Origin of the sequence: Mycobacterium sp. (assembly GCF_965277065.1) — a bacterium.
Taxonomy (GTDB): domain Bacteria; phylum Actinomycetota; class Actinomycetes; order Mycobacteriales; family Mycobacteriaceae; genus Mycobacterium.
Genome location: NZ_CBDIBT010000019.1, coordinates 12979 through 30253 on the forward strand (window position 1 = coordinate 12979; position 17275 = coordinate 30253).

At 65.2% G+C, this 17275-nt stretch carries 20 protein-coding genes; 18 read left to right on the forward strand and 2 right to left on the reverse strand.

Features of this window, described 5'->3' with window-relative positions; genetic code table 11:
• Positions 1-94: 94 nt before the first annotated feature.
• Positions 95-562, reverse strand: a complete 468-nt coding sequence (locus tag ACQY5A_RS17150; protein WP_428341567.1) for a hypothetical protein — start codon at positions 560-562, stop codon at positions 95-97.
• A gap of 295 nt (positions 563-857) precedes the next feature.
• On the opposite strand from ACQY5A_RS17150, the gene ACQY5A_RS17155 reads away from it, so the two are divergent.
• The 18 genes from ACQY5A_RS17155 (at position 858) to ACQY5A_RS17240 (ending at position 16772) form a co-directional block, all read left to right on the forward strand.
• Positions 858-1193, forward strand: a complete 336-nt coding sequence (locus ACQY5A_RS17155; RefSeq protein ID WP_428341568.1) for a hydrogenase maturation nickel metallochaperone HypA — start codon at positions 858-860, stop codon at positions 1191-1193.
• 12 nt (positions 1194-1205) lie between these two features.
• Entirely contained in the window at positions 1206-1988 is a 783-nt protein-coding gene (hypB, locus tag ACQY5A_RS17160; RefSeq protein ID WP_428341569.1) for a hydrogenase nickel incorporation protein HypB, read from the forward strand.
• Positions 1989-2323: 335 nt separating this feature from the next.
• The gene (locus tag ACQY5A_RS17165) at positions 2324-3379 is read left to right on the forward strand and encodes a hydrogenase expression protein HypE (protein WP_428341570.1); all 1056 of its coding nucleotides are present in this window, start codon (positions 2324-2326) and stop codon (positions 3377-3379) included.
• A 36-nt stretch (positions 3380-3415) separates the two neighbouring features.
• Positions 3416-5212: a nickel-dependent hydrogenase large subunit gene (locus ACQY5A_RS17170; RefSeq protein ID WP_428341571.1), complete on the forward strand. Its 1797-nt coding sequence runs from the start codon at positions 3416-3418 to the stop codon at positions 5210-5212.
• A gap of 3 nt (positions 5213-5215) precedes the next feature.
• A complete protein-coding gene (locus ACQY5A_RS17175; protein ID WP_428341572.1) occupies positions 5216-6163 on the forward strand; it encodes a NifU family protein in 948 nt (315 codons plus the stop codon).
• A complete protein-coding gene (locus ACQY5A_RS17180; protein WP_428341573.1) occupies positions 6160-6795 on the forward strand; it encodes a DUF5947 family protein in 636 nt (211 codons plus the stop codon). Before ACQY5A_RS17175 ends, ACQY5A_RS17180 begins: the two co-directional genes overlap by 4 nt.
• Positions 6792-7454 (forward strand): DUF6084 family protein, encoded by a 663-nt coding sequence (locus ACQY5A_RS17185; RefSeq protein WP_428341574.1) that lies wholly within the window; start codon positions 6792-6794, stop codon positions 7452-7454. The genes ACQY5A_RS17180 and ACQY5A_RS17185 overlap by 4 nt, the downstream gene beginning before the upstream one ends.
• Positions 7451-8794, forward strand: coding sequence for a hypothetical protein (locus ACQY5A_RS17190; protein ID WP_428341575.1), 1344 nt, complete (start codon positions 7451-7453; stop codon positions 8792-8794). Before ACQY5A_RS17185 ends, ACQY5A_RS17190 begins: the two co-directional genes overlap by 4 nt.
• Complete coding sequence (locus tag ACQY5A_RS17195; protein ID WP_428341576.1) at positions 8782-8901, forward strand: DUF6893 family small protein; 120 nt, start codon at positions 8782-8784, stop codon at positions 8899-8901. Before ACQY5A_RS17190 ends, ACQY5A_RS17195 begins: the two co-directional genes overlap by 13 nt.
• Before the next feature lie 17 nt (positions 8902-8918).
• Positions 8919-9416: a hydrogenase maturation protease gene (locus ACQY5A_RS17200; protein WP_428343204.1), complete on the forward strand. Its 498-nt coding sequence runs from the start codon at positions 8919-8921 to the stop codon at positions 9414-9416.
• A 3-nt stretch (positions 9417-9419) separates the two neighbouring features.
• Positions 9420-9665 (forward strand): HypC/HybG/HupF family hydrogenase formation chaperone, encoded by a 246-nt coding sequence (locus tag ACQY5A_RS17205; RefSeq protein ID WP_428341577.1) that lies wholly within the window; start codon positions 9420-9422, stop codon positions 9663-9665.
• On the forward strand, positions 9658-11994 hold the full coding sequence (gene hypF, locus ACQY5A_RS17210; protein WP_428341578.1) for a carbamoyltransferase HypF: 2337 nt from the start codon (positions 9658-9660) through the stop codon (positions 11992-11994). Before ACQY5A_RS17205 ends, hypF begins: the two co-directional genes overlap by 8 nt.
• Positions 11991-12710: a HypC/HybG/HupF family hydrogenase formation chaperone gene (locus ACQY5A_RS17215; RefSeq protein WP_428341579.1), complete on the forward strand. Its 720-nt coding sequence runs from the start codon at positions 11991-11993 to the stop codon at positions 12708-12710. The genes hypF and ACQY5A_RS17215 overlap by 4 nt, the downstream gene beginning before the upstream one ends.
• Before the next feature lie 52 nt (positions 12711-12762).
• A complete protein-coding gene (locus ACQY5A_RS17220) occupies positions 12763-13428 on the forward strand; it encodes a D-sedoheptulose-7-phosphate isomerase (protein WP_428341580.1) in 666 nt (221 codons plus the stop codon).
• The gene (hypE, locus tag ACQY5A_RS17225; protein ID WP_428341581.1) at positions 13425-14537 is read left to right on the forward strand and encodes a hydrogenase expression/formation protein HypE; all 1113 of its coding nucleotides are present in this window, start codon (positions 13425-13427) and stop codon (positions 14535-14537) included. The genes ACQY5A_RS17220 and hypE overlap by 4 nt, the downstream gene beginning before the upstream one ends.
• 66 nt (positions 14538-14603) lie before the next feature.
• Complete coding sequence (locus ACQY5A_RS17230; protein ID WP_428341582.1) at positions 14604-14876, forward strand: HypC/HybG/HupF family hydrogenase formation chaperone; 273 nt, start codon at positions 14604-14606, stop codon at positions 14874-14876.
• Between the two features lie 10 nt (positions 14877-14886).
• Positions 14887-16026, forward strand: a complete 1140-nt coding sequence (gene hypD / locus ACQY5A_RS17235; RefSeq protein ID WP_428341583.1) for a hydrogenase formation protein HypD — start codon at positions 14887-14889, stop codon at positions 16024-16026.
• On the forward strand, positions 16023-16772 hold the full coding sequence (locus tag ACQY5A_RS17240; RefSeq protein WP_428341584.1) for a DUF6390 family protein: 750 nt from the start codon (positions 16023-16025) through the stop codon (positions 16770-16772). The genes hypD and ACQY5A_RS17240 overlap by 4 nt, the downstream gene beginning before the upstream one ends.
• Here ACQY5A_RS17240 and ACQY5A_RS17245 read toward each other — a convergent pair.
• Positions 16769-17245, reverse strand: a complete 477-nt coding sequence (locus ACQY5A_RS17245; RefSeq protein ID WP_428343205.1) for a Fur family transcriptional regulator — start codon at positions 17243-17245, stop codon at positions 16769-16771. The genes ACQY5A_RS17240 and ACQY5A_RS17245 overlap by 4 nt on opposite strands.
• Positions 17246-17275: the final 30 nt, after the last annotated feature.

Sequence of the window (17275 nt, forward strand, 5' to 3'; positions counted from 1 at the left end):
CAACCGAACCGGACAAGGCGGTAAGTAAAGCCAGACCGGCCTGCTCGGTTGCTCGGGTGCGATGGAACTGCCGCGGTGAGCGCAGCGGTTTGGCTCAGCGCTTATTCTCGCCGCGGCCGGTCCCCGGAGTGTGCGCCGGACCAGTCGAGTCGTATCCGCGGTCCGTCTCGGGCTGCTCGTCTGCAGGTTGTTCGTCGCCGGGGGATCCGGTCGAACCACCGGCGGTGCTCCCCGGCGGGGCTGACTTGTACTGCGACGACTCAACCGGTTTGACACCCCCTTCGGCGCCCTCCTCCCTACCGATCGGTTTGGCGCTGGTCTGACGTCCTTCGTAGGGCGGTACGGCCGCTCCGGTGTCCTCGGGTGGGTGCGTTCCGGTCCCACCGAAGTCGCCTTCTCCGGAGCCGCCTTGCGACTGGAGGGACTTGTCGTCGACTCTGCCCTCCGTCCGATCCGCGGGTCCACCGCCCGGCTTGTCGGATCCAGTGTCACGGGATCCGGTTTCGCCGCGTTCTGACTGTGGTTCCTGCGAGAGTTGTTCGCCGGGCGCGTTGCTATTCATGAGTACTCCTAACGAGCTTCGCCCAACCGCGTACGTTCGCGTGAAAGGCCACTTGAGGCGTACCCAGGTGGATGTGACCCAAACCACATCTGGCCACCCGCGCTCAAGAAGACCCACCTGGCATCCTGCGAGCCAGCCAACCCCGGCCCTCGCAACCGAGTAGGAACAAAACCCGGGATAGTTCATGCCGACGCGTCGGCCACCTTGGCGTGCTTCTCATACCTCGGCGGCCTCCCAGGTGTAGAACGGTGCCATGAGCTCCGCTGCCGTCAGTGCGCCGGGGCGGTGATCCGCCTTGCACGAGCTGTCGTTGTGCCAGGCGATTGCCGGTGTGGTCAAGTCATACGCAGATGGCCGCCACGTCGACCTCGTCCGGGTCAAAATCGGCGCCCTTCGCCAGGTGGTTCCCGAGTCGCTGTCGTTTTGCTGGACGCTGCTCCGTGGCTACGAGGACATGCCCGACGCCGAGTTGGAACTCGAGTTTGTCACCGCCGAGGTGCAGTGCCGTTCGTGCGGCAATGAGTCAGCGATCAGTTCGCAGTGGTCATTGCTATGCCCCCTTTGCGAGAGTGCCGACGTCAAGGTGCTCTGCGGTAACGAGTTCTTGGTGACGTCATTGGATGTTTCGTGAAAGGTATTGACGATGGGTAGATTTCATCGGCACGACGACGGAACCGTGCATACCCACGAGCATGACGATCACCCGCACACCCATCCCCACGAACACGGCGATCACAGTGGCTATCGCACCGGCTCGCAGCGCGTCGATGTGCTGGAGTCGATCTTCGCCGAAAACGACATCCGCGCGGACTACAACCGAAACGCATTTGAAAGCAACGGAATTCGTGCGCTGAATCTGATGAGCTCACCCGGGTCAGGCAAGACGACGGTGCTTGGCGCGACGCTCGACGAACTCGCCGGCGAGTTCGCCGTCGGGGTGATCGAGGGTGACATCGCCACCGACCTGGACGCGGCCAAGCTCGCTGGCCGGGGCGCACAGATATCCCTGCTGAACACCGGCAACGGATTCGGCGGCGAATGCCACCTCGACGCACCCATGGTCAACCGCGCGTTGCAAGAATTGGATCTGGCCCGCCTGGATCTGGTGATCATCGAAAACGTAGGAAATCTGGTGTGCCCGGCCGAGTTTGACGTCGGCGAACACGCCAAGGCGATGGTTTATTCGGTCACCGAAGGCGACGACAAACCACTGAAGTACCCGGTGATGTTCCGCGCTGTCGACGTGGTGCTGCTCAACAAGATCGATCTGGTGCCATATCTGGAGGTCGACGTTGACTCGTATATCGCCCGTGTCCGCGAGGTGAACCCGACGGCGACGATTTTGCCAGTCAGCGCCCGCACCGGTGTCGGCATGGCTGCCTGGTTCGGCTGGCTGCGACGGTTCATGGCGGGCCCGCCGACCTGAGCACACGGTGGTGCGGACTGCGACGCGTTCGGAGACGTTTTGCCGTAATCGCTTGCCGGCCAACACATGCAACTAATTCGCAAGACGGCTTGAGTGTCAGCGACGGGCACGCGCAACCGATGTACCCCGAATGCTAACGAGTCGCGAGAATACGCCGCGGCAACCGAAATCTCGCCGAAACTCCGGAAACCCGTACGCAGTTTCCGGATTCGCCAGCGCATCGTTGACAAGGCAGTTCGGCGAGAGTAGACCCAGGAACTAGCGCCGCGTAAGCGGGCCGACAGTCGACTCCCGCGGTGTCAGGGACCTCAGCCCAGGCCCCGGAAAGCTGCGGTATGCCAACGGAAGCAGCAGTCAAAGCGGAAGAAACATTGATCCACGTTCTGTGGATCAACGCGGGTCTGAGTTGTGACGGCGATTCGGTGGCGCTGACTGCCGCCACCCAACCGAGTGTCGAGGAGATCGCGCTCGGCGCGCTCCCCGGACTTCCCCAGGTCGCTGTGCACTGGCCGTTGATCGACTTCGAATGCGGGCCCAACGGGGGCGCCGACGACTTCTTGGAGTGGTTCTTCAAGGCCGACCGCGGGGACCTCGAGCCGTTCGTGCTCGTCGTCGAGGGCTCGATACCCAACGAGAACCTTCACGACGACGGCTACTGGTGCGGGTTCGGCAACAACCCGGCGACCGGGCAGCCGATGACGACCAGCGAGTGGCTGGACCGGCTGGCGCCGAAGGCGACCGCAATCGTCGCGGCGGGCACCTGTGCTACCTACGGCGGCATCCACGCCATGGCCGGAAATCCGACCGGCGCGATGGGTGTGCCCGATTACCTGGGCTGGGATTGGAAGAGCAAGGCCGGCATCCCAATCGTCTGCGTGCCCGGTTGCCCGATCCAAGGAGACAACCTGTCGGAGACGCTCACCTACTTGCTCTACATGGCCACCGGGCAAGCGCCGATGATTCCGCTCGACGATGCGCTGCGGCCGCAATGGCTATTCGGGGCCACCGTGCACGAGGGGTGCGACCGGGCCGGGTATTACGAGCAAGGCGATTTCGCCACCGAGTACGGATCGCCCAAATGCATTGTGAAGCTTGGCTGCTGGGGCCCGGTGGTCAAATGCAATGTGCCCAAGCGGGGCTGGATCAACGGTGTCGGCGGCTGCCCGAACGTCGGCGGCATTTGCATCGGCTGCACCATGCCCGGTTTCCCGGACAAGTTCATGCCGTTCATGGACGAGCCGCCCGGCGGCACGTTCTCGTCGGGCGCATCGGGGCTCTACGGGTCTTTGATCCGCCCGCTGCGGCGCATCACTGGTCGCACCCTCGACAAGGAGCCGAAGTGGCGGCATACGGGCAAGGAACTCACGACAGGCGCGCGCCGCACCTGGTGAGGGCGACGCGACATAGTTGAAGAAAAGAGTGAATCGATGACAACCACCGTCCCCGTGCCCTCCCACGCCAAGCGCGACCCCGGCCAACTGGTGGAGATGGCCTGGGATCCGATCACCAGGATCGTGGGCAGCCTCGGCATCTACACCAAAATCGACTTCGAGAACAAGGAAGTCGTCGAGTGCCATAGCACGTCGTCGATCTTCCGCGGCTACTCGATTTTCATGAAGGGCAAGGATCCGCGCGACGCCCATTTCATTACCAGCCGAATCTGCGGTATCTGCGGTGACAACCACGCCACCTGTTCCTGTTACGCGCAAAACATGGCCTATGGCGTGCGGCCGCCGCATCTGGGTGAGTGGATCGTCAATCTTGGTGAGGCCGCGGAATACATGTTCGACCACAACATCTATCAAGAAAACCTGCTGATGGTCGACTACTGCGAGAAGATGGTGGCCGAGACCAACCCGAGTGTGCTGGCCAAAGCCGAGAACACGCCGGCTCCCCGCGCCGATGCGCACGGCTACAAGACCATCGCCGACATCATGCGCTCGCTCAACCCGTTCACCGGCGAGTTCTACCGCGAGGCGTTACAGGTCAGCCGGTACACGCGGGAGATGTTCTGCTTGATGGAGGGCCGCCACGTACATCCCTCCACGCTGTACCCCGGTGGCGTGGGCACGGTGGCGACCGTTCAGCTGATGACCGACTACATCACTCGGCTGATGCGCTATGTCGAGTTCATGAAGAAGGTCGTCCCGATGCACGACGACGTTTTCGACTTCTTCTACGAGGCGCTGCCCGGCTACGAGAAGGTCGGCCTGCGCCGCACCCTGCTGGGCTGCTGGGGCTCCTTCCAGGATCCCGAGTACTGCAACTTCGAATACAAGGACATGGAGCAATGGGGCCGCAAGATGTTCGTCACGCCCGGCGTGGTCGTCGACGGCAAGCTGCTCACCACATCACTGGTCGACATCAACCTCGGCATCCGGATCCTTTTGGGCAGTTCGTATTACGACGACTGGAACGATCAGGAGATGTTCGTCAAGACCGACCCACTGGGCAACCCGGTCGATCGGCGCCACCCGTGGAATCAGCACACCAACCCCAAGCCGCAAAAGCGGGACATGGATGGCGGCAACTACAGCTGGGTGATGTCGCCGCGGTGGTTCGACGGTAATGACCACCTGGCGCTGGACACCGGCGGCGGCCCGATCGCCCGACTGTGGTCGACAGCACTGGCGGGTCTCGTCGACATCGGCTACGTCAAGGCAACGGGGCACAGCGTGCAGATCAACCTGCCGAAAACCGCGCTGAAGGGTCCGGTGAGTTTCGAGTGGAAGGTTCCGCAGTGGTCGAACACGATTGAACGAGGTCGTGCTCGTAGCTACTTCGCGGCCTACGCGGCGGCGGCCGCCCTGCACTTCGCCGAGAAGGCGCTCGTCGAAATCCGGGCCGGCCGCACCAAGACCTGGGAGAAATTCGAGGTGCCCAAGGACGGCATCGGCTGCGGCTTCACCGAGGCGGTGCGTGGGGTGTTGAGTCACCACATGGTGATCCGGGACGGCAAGATCGCCAACTACCACCCGTACCCGCCCACTCCGTGGAATGCCAACCCGCGCGACAGCTACGGCACGCCAGGGCCTTACGAGGACGCGGTGCAAGGACAGCCGATCTTCGAGGAGAACGACCGGGAGCACTTCAAAGGCATCGACATCATGCGCACGGTGCGCAGCTTCGACCCCTGCCTGCCCTGTGGTGTGCACATGTATCTGGGTGAGGGCAAGACGCTGGAGCGGCTGCACTCACCGGCGCAAGCGGCGACCGGGGAGTGATGGATGGCTGATCGCCCCGAGGAGTTGCAGGGGGACGCGCAGTGGCGCTCGGCGGGCGATCGGATCCAGACGCTGCTGGACGCGACGTCGGGCGGCGGGCCGGTCGCGCGTGAGCGCTCCGAGCAGCTGGTGCGCGAGGTAGTCGAGCTCTACGGCGCAGGCCTGTCGCGGATCATGGCCGCAGTCGGTGAGCAGGCGGATCCCGGCATGCCGGACCGCCTGGTCGCCGACGACTTAGTGGCCAGCCTGCTGCTCGTCCATGGCCTGCACCCGCACGACGTACGACGCCGGGTTTCCGATGCGCTCGACCGGGTCCGGCCGTACCTGGGCTCGCACGGCGGTGATGTGCACCTGCTCGACATCGACGGCGAGACCGTGCATCTTCAGTTCGCCGGTAGCTGCAAGAGCTGTCCGTCGTCGGCAGTGACGCTGGAATTGGCGGTCGAGGACGCCATTCGTGCAGCCGCACCGGAGGTTTCGTCGATCGAGGTGGTGGCACCTGAAACCGAGTCGGGGCCCGCGGTGATCCCGGCGGAATCGCTGCTGGCTCAAGTCCATGCCAGGGTCCAAGCCAACGGCAGCAGTCCAGCGGCCTGGCACCCGATGCCCGACCTGGCCGACTTGGCTCCCGGCGAAGTCGGCGGCTTCTCGGTCGCGGGCGCCGTGGTGCTGGCCTGCCGGGTCGGCGACCAGCTGTACGCCTACCGTGACCATTGCCCGGTCTGCGACGGATCCTTGGCCGGTGCTGCGCTGCACCGGCGGGCTACCGCCGCCGAGCCAGTGTTGCGCTGTCCGCGTTGTCACGCGCATTTCGACGTCGTGCACGCCGGGGCGGGTCTGGATGACCCGGAAAACCGAGCCCAGTGCCACTTGGACCCCATCCCGCTGCTATTGCGCGACGGCGTGTTGTCCATTGCTGTACCGGCCGAACCGATCGGTGCGTCGGCATGACCAGCCCTTACGACGTGCTGTCCCGCATCACCAGCACCCGGCGCGCGCAGCAGCCGGCCGGAGAACGGTGTGAAATGTGCTCGGAGGCCATCGCCGATGAGCACCAGCATGTGGTGAATGTGGCTGGGCGGCAACTGATGTGCGTATGCCGGGGCTGCTATCTGCTGTTTACCGACAGCGACGCGCAGCTACGCTACCGCTCGGTTCCGGATCGGTACCTCTCCTTTCCCGACTTCGCGCTCGATCGCCGCACCTGGGAAGCGCTGCAGATCCCGGTCGGCCTCGCCTTCTTCTTCCGCAACTCGGCGCTGGATCGCACCGTCGCGTTCTACCCGGGACCAGCGGGGGCCACCGAATCCGACCTCGACTTGGAGGCCTGGACCGCGATCAACTCGGCCGACCCCCGAGTAGGCCTGCTCGCCGACGACGTCGAGGCGCTGCTGGTGCGAGTGCGCGATGATCCCGAAGCCGAACAACCCGATTGCTTTTTGGTTCCCATCGACGCGTGCTACGAGTTCATCGGCGGGCTGCGGATGTTGTGGCGTGGCTTCGACGGAGGGCAGGAGTCCCGCGAGTTCATCGGCGCGTTCTTCAATCAGCTCGCTGACCGCAGTACGGAGCGACGCCGATGACCGGATCCGCCAACCAATCGAGCGGCTTGGCTTTCACCGTCGTCGACGTGCTCTCCGAGCCCTACGCCGCGGTCCCGACACTGTCCGCACGCGTCAAAGTTGCGTCATCCGACGACGATCCAGTGCACGCGATCGCGCTGCGCTGCCAAATTCGCTTCGATCCATTGCGACGCGGCTACTCCGACGAGGAAGCTGTGGGGCTGACTGATTTGTTCGGGCCGCGGGAACGCTGGGCCACCACTCAGCGCACATTCCTGTGGCAGCACACCGCGGCGATGGTGCCGGCGTTTGTCGGGTCCACCGAGCTGACGCTGTCCCTGGAGTGCACCTACGATTTCGAGGTCGCTGCCGCTAAGTACCTACACGCACTGCGCGACGGTGCGGTACCTCTGCAATTCCTCTTCAGCGGAACAGTGTTCAAGGCCGGTCAGCGGGGCTTTTCCGTTCGGCAGGTGTCGTGGGACTGCGAGGACCGCTACGACATGCCGGTACAGGTGTGGCAACAGCTGATTCGGCAGCACTACCCGAACACCGGATGGGTGCGCCTGCCTCACGACACCGTCGCCGCGTTGGCCGCCTATAAGTCGGCGCGCAGCCTGTTGAGCATTGAAGACGCGGTGACAGCGCTGCTGGACGCGGCACGCCAGGAGGCGCGATGACCGCAGACTGGGACCGGGCCCGCGCCGTCGCCGACGCCGTGTTGTACGAGGGCTATCTGCTCTACCCGTACCGCGCGACGTCGAGCAGGAACCGATCACGTTGGCAGTGGGGCGTTTTGGGTCCTGCCGGCGCGGCCGAAGCCGGACTCGGCGAGGACGACACCATCGCGGCGCAATTTCTCGTCGAAGGAGCGCAGGCCATCACCTTGGTGGTGCGCTTCTTACAGCTGCAGCGTCGTCGTCCCGAGCGCGACACCGGTTGCGGGCGCTTCGAACCCGTCGACGAACTGATCACATCAACCAGTTCGTGGCTGACGTGGGACGAAGCGGTCGAGTGTGAAAGGTTCTGCGGTCCTTTTGATCTCGACGATCCGGCTCAGGCCTGGACGCTGTCGCTGACCGCCCAGGCAGCAACCGACATCGAACCAGTCGACGGCGGTCGGCTGGTCCGGCACCGGCGGGAGGTGAGCGCCGCAGTGACCGTGAGCGTGGAGCCGGACGCTGCCCTGCGACGGGTCTCGGTACGCGTCGCCAACACCGGCGCCCCCGCGCAAGACAAGGACGATGCGATCGCGCGGTCCCTGATCGGCACCCACGTCATCGCGGAAGCGATTGGTGGGCAATTTGTCTCGCTTCTCGAGCCGCCGCCGCCCGCCGTGGACGCGGTGTCCCGATGCACCCGGCACCGCTGTTTCCCGGTGCTGGCCGGCGCGCCCGGCACCGCGGATCTCCTGCTGATCTCCCCGATCATCCTCTACGACCACCCCGAGATCGCCGAACAGAGCGAAACCGCGTTATACGACTGCACCGAGATCGACGAGATCCTGACCCTTCGGGTGATGACGATGACCGACCAGGAGAAGGCACAGGCCCGGGCCACCGACCCGGCGGCCGCGCAGATCATCGACGCCTGCGACGCGATGTCGCCGGAAGTCATGGCGCGCCTGCACGGAACGCTGCGGGATTCACGGGAGGCCGTGGGGCTGATTCCGGAGGTGCCCGAAGGCGTCGATTGGTGGGATCCGCTGGCCGACAACGCGGTACAACCTGATCTCGACGCGGTTTTGGTGAACGGTGTCCGGGTGGCGCGGGGCAGTCGAGTGCTTTTGCATCCGTCACGCCGAGCCGACGCACAAGACCTGTTCTTCGCGGGCAAGACGGCTCAAGTCACGTCGGTGCACGAAGACGTGGACGGCAAGCAGCACGTCGGTGTCGTCATCGAAGACGATCCGGCGGCCGACCTCCACGATTGGTACGGCCGTTACCTGTATTTCTCCCCCGACGAAGTCGAACCACTCGAAACCGTCACTACAGAAAGGAATTCGACATGGAGATCCTAGGGTGGGTGTTCATCGGCCTCTTGGCGTTGATCGCACTGGTTGGAAGCGTGATAGGGCTGAGATCCCTGCCAGATGCGCGGCGCTACCTCAAGATCCGGCACATGTAACGTCACCGGGCGATCTCATTCCAGTGCGCATCCTGGTGGCCGGCATCGGCAACATCTTTCTCGGCGACGACGGGTTCGGCTCCGAGGTAGTCCGGCACGTCCCCGTTCGGCAAGACGATTCGGGTGTTCGGGCCGTCGACTACGGCATCGGGGGCATGCATTTGGCCTATGACCTGCTTAACGACTGGGACGCGCTGGTCCTGGTCGACGCGATACCCAATCGCGGCAGCCCGGGGGCTCTGCACATCTTCGAGGCCGACCATGAATCACATTCGGCGACATCCGCTCTGGACGCACACAGCATGGATCCCGCGGCGGTGTTCGACAGTCTGAAAGCACTCGGCGGCCAACCCCCCTACACGGTCGTGGTGGGCTGTGAGGTGGAGAGCGTCGACGAAGGCATCGGTCTTACCGAGGCCGTCGCGGGCGCAGTCCCACGGGCCGTCGAAGCCGTCAAGAAAGTCGTCGCGGGTCTGCGGACTCGATCGCCGGCGTCGTCGGAAAGGCAGGGCTGACCGATGTGTCTGGGCATACCGGGCCAAGTGGTCAGCATGCTAGCTGGCTACGAGGGGCAGCTCGCACTGGTCGACGTCGCCGGAAAGCAACGCACCATAAATGTCGGCATGATGCCCGAGGAAACGTTTGCGCCCGGTGACTGGGTGATCATTCACATGGGGTTCGTGGTCGAAAAGACCGACCAGGCCGGCGCCGAGCAGGCGATGACCGGGCTGGAGCTGATGGGCCGAGGTCGCGACGATGACTGACACGCTGGTACGCATCGATACCGTCCGGCGTCGGTTCACCGTCACCGGTGTCGTCCAGGGGGTGGGGTTCCGTCCATTCGTCCACCGGATCGCCACCGAACTCGGGCTGAGCGGATTTGTCGGCAACGATTCGGGCGCGGTCTTCCTCGAAGTGCAGGGACCCGGCACACGCATCGACGAATTCCGCCGCCGGCTGCGCGCGGAGACGCCACCACTGGCATCGATAAGCGCTGTCCACGTCGTCGACGTCGACGCTGAAGCGCTGTGCCAAAGCGGGTTTCGTATCGTGGAAAGTCAACCGGTCGCCGGTGCCACCACCCCGATTCCGCCCGATGTCGCCGTCTGCGACGACTGCATCGCCGAGCTGTTCGACGAGAGCGACCGTCGTTACCGGCACCCCTTCGTGACGTGCACCAATTGCGGTCCCCGGTTCACCATCATTCGCACCCTGCCCTACGACCGACCGGCCACCACGATGTCGGCGTTCGCGATGTGCGAGCGCTGCGCCGCCGAGTACCACGACCCGGCCGACCGCCGCTTTCACGCGCAGCCGATCGCCTGCCCGGACTGCGGGCCGTCCCTCTGGTTTGCCGCGCACACCGAGCGGGTCACCGGATCCGATGCCGCGCTGGGGGCCACCCAGCGCGCACTGGCCGCGGGCGCCGTGGTCGCGATCAAGGGCGTCGGGGGCTATCACCTGGCCTGCCGAGTCGACGACGAGGCGGCCGTCGTTGCGCTGCGGACCCGTAAAGCCCGGGGCGCCAAGCCGTTCGCGATGCTGGTGGCCGATCTCGACGTTGCGCGCCGCTACGCACACGTCGATGACGCTGAAGCCGCGGTGCTCTCGAGTCCCGCGCGGCCAATCGTGCTGTTGCGGCGTCGCCGTGATGCGCCACTCGCCGAGGCCGTCGCGCCCGGCAGCCCACTGGTCGGGCTGATGCTGCCGTACTCGCCGATCCATCACCTGCTGCTCGCACCCGTGCCGGCTATCAATACACCGGCACCGCACGCCGTGGTGCTGACAAGCGCCAACCGCTCCGATGATCCCATCTGTTTCACCGAAGACGATGCCGTGCAACGTCTCCCACCTCTATGCGACGCGGTGCTCGACCACGATCGGCCGATCCATGTGCCCTGCGATGATTCCGTGGTTCGGGTGGTGGACGATCGCGAACTGCCAATCCGGCGGTCTCGCGGCTATGCGCCACTGCCCGTCGACCTCGGCCGCGACGGCCCAGCGGTGCTGGCGGTCGGCGGCGAACTGAAGAACACCTTCTGCCTCACCGACGGTGCACGAGCCTACCTGTCCGGACACATCGGTGACATGGAGACACTGGAAACGCTGCGGGCGTTTCAACGCGCGGTGGGCCAACTCAGTGAAATCCGGCACGAGCCGGTGCGATTGGCCGCCGATTTGCACCCGGGGTATCACACCCGCAGCTGGGCGGAGCGCCGTGCCGGCGTTCGACCACTGGATCTGATTCAGCACCACCACGCGCACGTGGTGTCACTGCTGGCCGAGCACGGACGTCTAGGTCAACCCGTGATCGGTGTTTCGTTTGACGGCACTGGCTACGGCTGCGATCAAACGATTTGGGGCGGCGAGATTCTCAAGCTCGGGCCGGACAGTCAGCGGTTCGCCCGGGTCGGTCACCTCCTGCCGGTACCACTGCCGGGCGGTGATACGGCCGTGCGCAATCCGTGGCGGATGGCGCTGTCTCAATTATGGATGGCCGGTATCGACTGGACCCCGGATCTGCCCCCGATCGCTGCCGCGACGCCGGCCGAACTGCGGCTCACCCGTTCACAACTGGAATCCGGCAGCGGGTGTGTGCCGTGCTCGAGCGTGGGCCGGCTGTTCGACGCGGTCGCATCCCTGTTGGGGGTGCGGCAGCGGATCGACTATGAAGGCCAGGCCGCCATTGAACTCGAGGCGCTTGCCGATTCCATCGGCGACACAGCCGGCCCAGACCTCAGACTTGCGGTACGCGTGGACGGGGTGATCGACCCCGCCGGCATGCTGCGGGCGATGGTGTCGGCCCTGCAAGCCGGCGCGCAACCCGCGGTGCTGGCCGCCAAGTTTCACCAAGCGATCGCGGTCGCCGTCACCGAGGCGGTGCGGAAGGCCGCCGGACCGGTCCGGTTGGTGGGCCTGACCGGCGGAGTTTTCCAAAATGTGTTGCTGCTGCGCGGATGCCGACAACGCTTGCAGCAACAGGGATTCGAAGTGCTGACCCATCACAGGGTGCCGCCCAACGACGGCGGGCTGGCGCTGGGTCAGGCCGCGATCTCCGTGCTGATCGCGCTGGAAGAAGCTGAGCGACGATGAGCACCACCGCGATCGACCGCGGGCTCGGCGCCGAGCTGGCCGCCGATCTGGCCGCGGCCGCATTCGCACTGGCCAAGCGATTCGCGGCGGGCGCGACGATGTGGTCCATCGCACCGTCGTGGGAGCCACATGCCCTGCACATTGCGGTCGAGTTCGTGCATCCGGTAATCATGGGAAAGCGGGCACTGCCGGCCGTTGCCCTGACCGGACCGAGTCTGATCGATCTGGTGCGGGTGTCGGTTCGGCCCGGCGACATCGTGATCGGGGTTGGTGCCGCCGCTGAGCTCGAGCTGCGTTCGGTGATGCGCCGCTGCCCTGCCTGGGGTGCCACCACGATCTGGATTGGCAGCGGTGAACGACCTTCAGCGGGCGCGGCCGATCACGTGCTGTGGCTCGACGACCCCGATCCCCGCGTTCCGGCGACGGGCGGTTTCGTGCTGTTCTATCACCTGCTGTGGGAACTGACCCACGTATGTTTCGAGCACTCGGGACTGCTCAAACCCGAATGCGCCGAGGAGGTTTGCGTCACGTGCAGTGACGAGGGACGCATGGGCGAGGTGGTGTCGCCGTCAACCGATGGGATGGCCGCGGTTCGCACCGGGCGCGGCGTCGAAAGCGTGGCAACGGCACTGATCGACCCGGTTGTCGCTGGCGAGCTGGTCTTGGTGCACGCCGGGACCGCGATCGGTCGCATTGAGGACGAGGAGCGGCGCTGATGGCACGCGCCGGCGACGATGCAGAGCGAAGCGATGAAAAGGAGCGGTGCTGATGGCTGAAGAGCCCACCGACTTCCTGTATCCGTTCATCGATGCGCAGGAGGACGACCCACGATCGCTACTCGCCGATCTCGCCGCGTCGGCGCAGGCAAAGGCCGCCGAGAGTGTCGCGCTGCGGCGCACCACGCTGGAAGCCAACGCCGATCTGCTGGATCAGGCTGCTACCCAGATGGCACGCCGCTTCGCAGCCGGCGGACGGATGTTCACCTTCGGAAACGGCGGCAGCTGCACCGATTCCACCACCTTGGCCGCGTTGTTCTCCCGCCCGCCGGCCGGAAAGCCGCTACCCGCTTGGTCATTGACCGCCGATCAGGCGATCGTCACCGCGCTGGGTAACGACGTCGGGTTCGAGCTGGTATTCGCCCGTCAGTTGATCGCCCGCGCGCAGGCCGGTGACATCGCGATCGCGATGTCGACCAGTGGCAATTCGCCCAACTTGCTGGCCGCGCTGGCCGAAGCGCGACAGCGTGGTTTGTACACCGTCGGTTTCGCCGGATACGACGGCGGCGCCTTCACGAACAATCCGCATGTGGACGCCTGCTTCATCGTTCGCTCGCAAAGTGTGCACCGCATTCAGGAATCGCAAGCGCTGCTGGGCTATCAGCTGTGGTCGGCGACGCAGCGGCGGTCCGGCGATCGAGGTTTGGGGGCCGCATGAGCAAGTCAGCAGGCGAATATCTCTCGTCGGGACCGCAGTTCGCCGAGGGCGAAGTGATCGAGCGGATCGAAGTGTTCCGCAGACGCCGTCCCCGATTGCTCGACGACCACGTGAACCTGGCGCACGGGGCGGGCGGTAAGGCTTCGGCCGCGCTCATCGACGCGGTGTTCATGGAGGCGTTCCGCAATCCACTGCTGGAGTCGCTCGGCGACGGCGGGATTATCACGCTGCCTGGCGGTGAGCGGCTAGCGATGTCCACCGATTCATTCGTGGTGCAGCCGAGGCATTTCCCCGGTGGGTCCATCGGCGAGCTCGCTGTGTACGGCACCTGCAACGACGTCGCGGTGTCCGGCGCGGTGCCGTCGTGGATCTCGGCGGCGTTCGTGTTGGAAGAGGGTTTTCCGATCGCCGAACTGAAGGAGATCGTCGCTGACATGGCCGCCGCGGCGGCCAACGCGGGTGTGCAGATCGTCACCGGCGACACCAAGGTGGTACCCAGGGGCGCGGCCGACGGCATGTTCGTCACCACCACCGGGGCTGGCGTCATTCCCGCGGGACGCAGGCTTTCGGCCGCGTCGGTACGCCCTGGCGACAAGGTGCTGCTGTCGGGTTCTATGGGTGATCACGGCATGGCGGTGATGCTGGCTCGCGGCGACTTGGCCATCGAAGCTGACATCCATTCCGACACCGCGTGCGTGAGCCCGCTCGTTGAGCTGCTGATGGCGGCCGCGCCGTCCACCCGCTGGCTGCGGGACGCCACCCGGGGCGGGGTCGGGACCGTCTGCAACGAATTGGCTCAGGACTGCGGCCTCGGAGTGGTGCTCGACGAGGAGCGACTGCCCGTGCGGCCCATGGTGAATGGCGCGTGCGAACTGCTTGGCATCGATCCGCTCTACGTGGCCAACGAGGGCAAGTTCGTCGCCGTCGTCGCACCCGATGAGGCCGACGCCGGTCTGGCCGCGCTGCACTCGCATCCGCTGGGCGGCGACGCGGCCGAGGTCGGGGAAATCGTCACCGAACCGGCGGAAAGCGTGGTGTTGCGTACCGGGTTCGGCGGCACGCGGATCGTCGACATGCTCGTCGGCGACCCACTGCCGCGGATCTGTTGACGTGGCGATCGCAAGCGCGGCGAAGCCGGGCGTCGCGGGTCGTCACAAGAAAGGAGGAGACCGCTCATGTGTCTTGGGATTCCGGGTCGGATCGTTGAGATCACCGATCCGGCAAACTATTTGGCAAAGGTAGACGTAAGCGGGGTGCAGCGCACGATCAGTGTGCGACTGCTGGAAAGCGACATGCCCGCTCCCGACGACTGGGTGCTGGTCCATGTCGGATTCGCGATGGCCAAGATCGACGAGACCGAGGCGTTGCTGACCCTGGCCGCTGTCAAGAAACTCGGCGAGGCCTACGCAGGCGAAGTCGAAGCCTTCCACTCGTCGGCGATTGTCTAGGGAGGCGACGATGAAATTCGTTGACGAATTCCGCGATCCGGCTGCGGCGCGCAAGCTGCTGGCTGCCATCGAACACTTGGCTGGAAACGGCTCCGACCACTTCAAGTTCATGGAAGTGTGCGGCGGGCACACGCACACCATTTACCGGCACGGCATCGAACACCTGCTGCCCGACAACGTCGAATTGGTCCACGGCCCGGGCTGCCCGGTCTGCGTCATCCCGATGGGTCGTATCGACGACGCGATGTGGCTGGCCGGCCAACCCGGGGTGATCTTCACCTGTTTCGGCGACATGATGCGGGTGCCCGGGTCGGCCGGCAGTCTGCTGGACGCCAAAGCACGCGGCGCCGATGTCCGGTTCGTCTACTCCCCGCTCGACGCGCTCAAGATCGCTGTTGACAACCCCGACAAACACGTAGTGTTCTTCGCCATTGGCTTCGAGACCACGGCTCCGTCGACCGCTGTGACGACGGTTCGGGCCCGCGACCTTGGCCTGCGAAATTTCAGTGTGTTCTGCAACCACGTCACGATCGTGCCGCCGATCAAGGCCATCCTGGAATCACCGGATCTGCGGTTGTCCGGCTTCATCGGCCCTGGACACGTCTCGACGGTGGTCGGCAACCGGCCGTATCGGTTCGTGCCCGACGTATACGGAAAGCCGTTGGTGGTGGCCGGATTCGAGCCACTGGATATTTTGGCCGCGGTCACCATGCTGCTACGCCAGATCCGTGAAGGCCGATGTGAGGTGGAGAACCAGTACAAGCGCGTGGTACCCGAATACGGCAACCCGGCGGCACTCGCGCTGATGGGCAGAGTGTTCGCGTTGCGTCCGCACTTCGAATGGCGCGGACTGGGATTCATCTCGCAGAGCGCGTTGCGACTGCACGACGACTTTGCGGAGTTCGACGCCGAACTCCGATTCTCGATGCCCGGCGTCCGGGTCGCCGACCCCAAGGCGTGCCAATGCGGCGAGGTGCTCAAAGGTGTGCTCAAGCCATGGGAATGCAAGGTTTTCGGTACCGCCTGCACCCCGGAGACGCCGATCGGCACCTGCATGGTGTCACCCGAGGGAGCCTGCGCGGCCTACTACAACTTCGGCCGCATGCATCGCGACGCCGTGAAGCTGGTGGGATCGCCCGGGCGGGCATGACGGTGGTCGCGCTGCCCCCAGCCGACCGCGGGCCGGAGATGTTCTCCCGCTATGCCTATGCCCCCAACGCATTGGGCTTTTGCGGCCCCCCGCTGGGTGCGACGTTACGCGACGGATCGATTGAGGATGTGCGGCTGGCCGCCACCCAGTTTTCCGGCGCCTGGCCCTACCTACAAGTGCTCGCGAACATGACCGGCATCAGCGATCCCCTGGACTACCGGCTTGTCGAGTCGTATTGGCTCGGTGGTGGCATCGGTTCCGGGCTCGACCCCAAAGACTTCGTCGACGAGCTGCTCGCCATCATTGGTCCGAAGGCGAGTCGCTACTGGGGGCACCTCACCGCCGATTTGGCACGCGAGGCGGCCGCCAATCACTGCTTCCACGTGTTCGGTGTCTACCCGTGGTCGCGGCTGCTGGACCGCGGACTCGAGCACCCGTTGAATGTGCTGGACAATTGTCGGATCACTTGGGGCACAGTAACTTCCCGCGACGGCGACGATGTTGAGGTGTCGTGTTGCCGGCTGACCTGGGACGGACACGCGCTGAACCTGTCCGAGCCCTCGGCGCGCCGACTCGACGTGTGGGCCGACGGGTACAGCGCGGTGCCCGACGTGGCGGCGGGCGACGAGGTTGCGATCCATTGGGGCCGGCTGTGCGGCCGGTTGCAAGCCGATCAAATCCAGGCGCTGGCCGACAGCACCGCCCGTCAGTTACTGGCGACGAATCAAAGGCTGGCGCTCGTCTAGCGTCGCGGTGCTTCGTCACCCTGACACTGCGGGCACAGTCCGTGCAGAGTGAGGCCGGCACGCTCGGACAGCGTGAACGAACTGCCGGCCATCGCATGTTGCAACGCAGAGGCCAGTCGTCCTGCGGGCACTTCGATGATCGAGCCGCAGCGCGTGCACACCGCGTGGTGATGCGGGTCAGCCGCGAGACCGTAGGTGGTCACCCCGCCATCCAGCGTCAGCGCATGCAACACACCCTGGTCGACGAGGGTGATGACAGTGCGGTAGATCGTCGCCAAGTCCGGTGGCTGGTCATGAGCCGGCAGGCACTCACGCAGCCGCTGATCAATCTCGGCAACCGACAGATGACCGTGGACCGGCTCCAGCACCGCCAAGACTGCGATCCGAGAGGCCATCCGGCGCAGCCCATGAGCGCGCAGCAGCTCGCCGATCCGCTCGATGACGGCCGGATCCAAAGCCGAGGGCCTGGCCACCCGTCCAGTATCGCGCAGCCGATCGTCGAA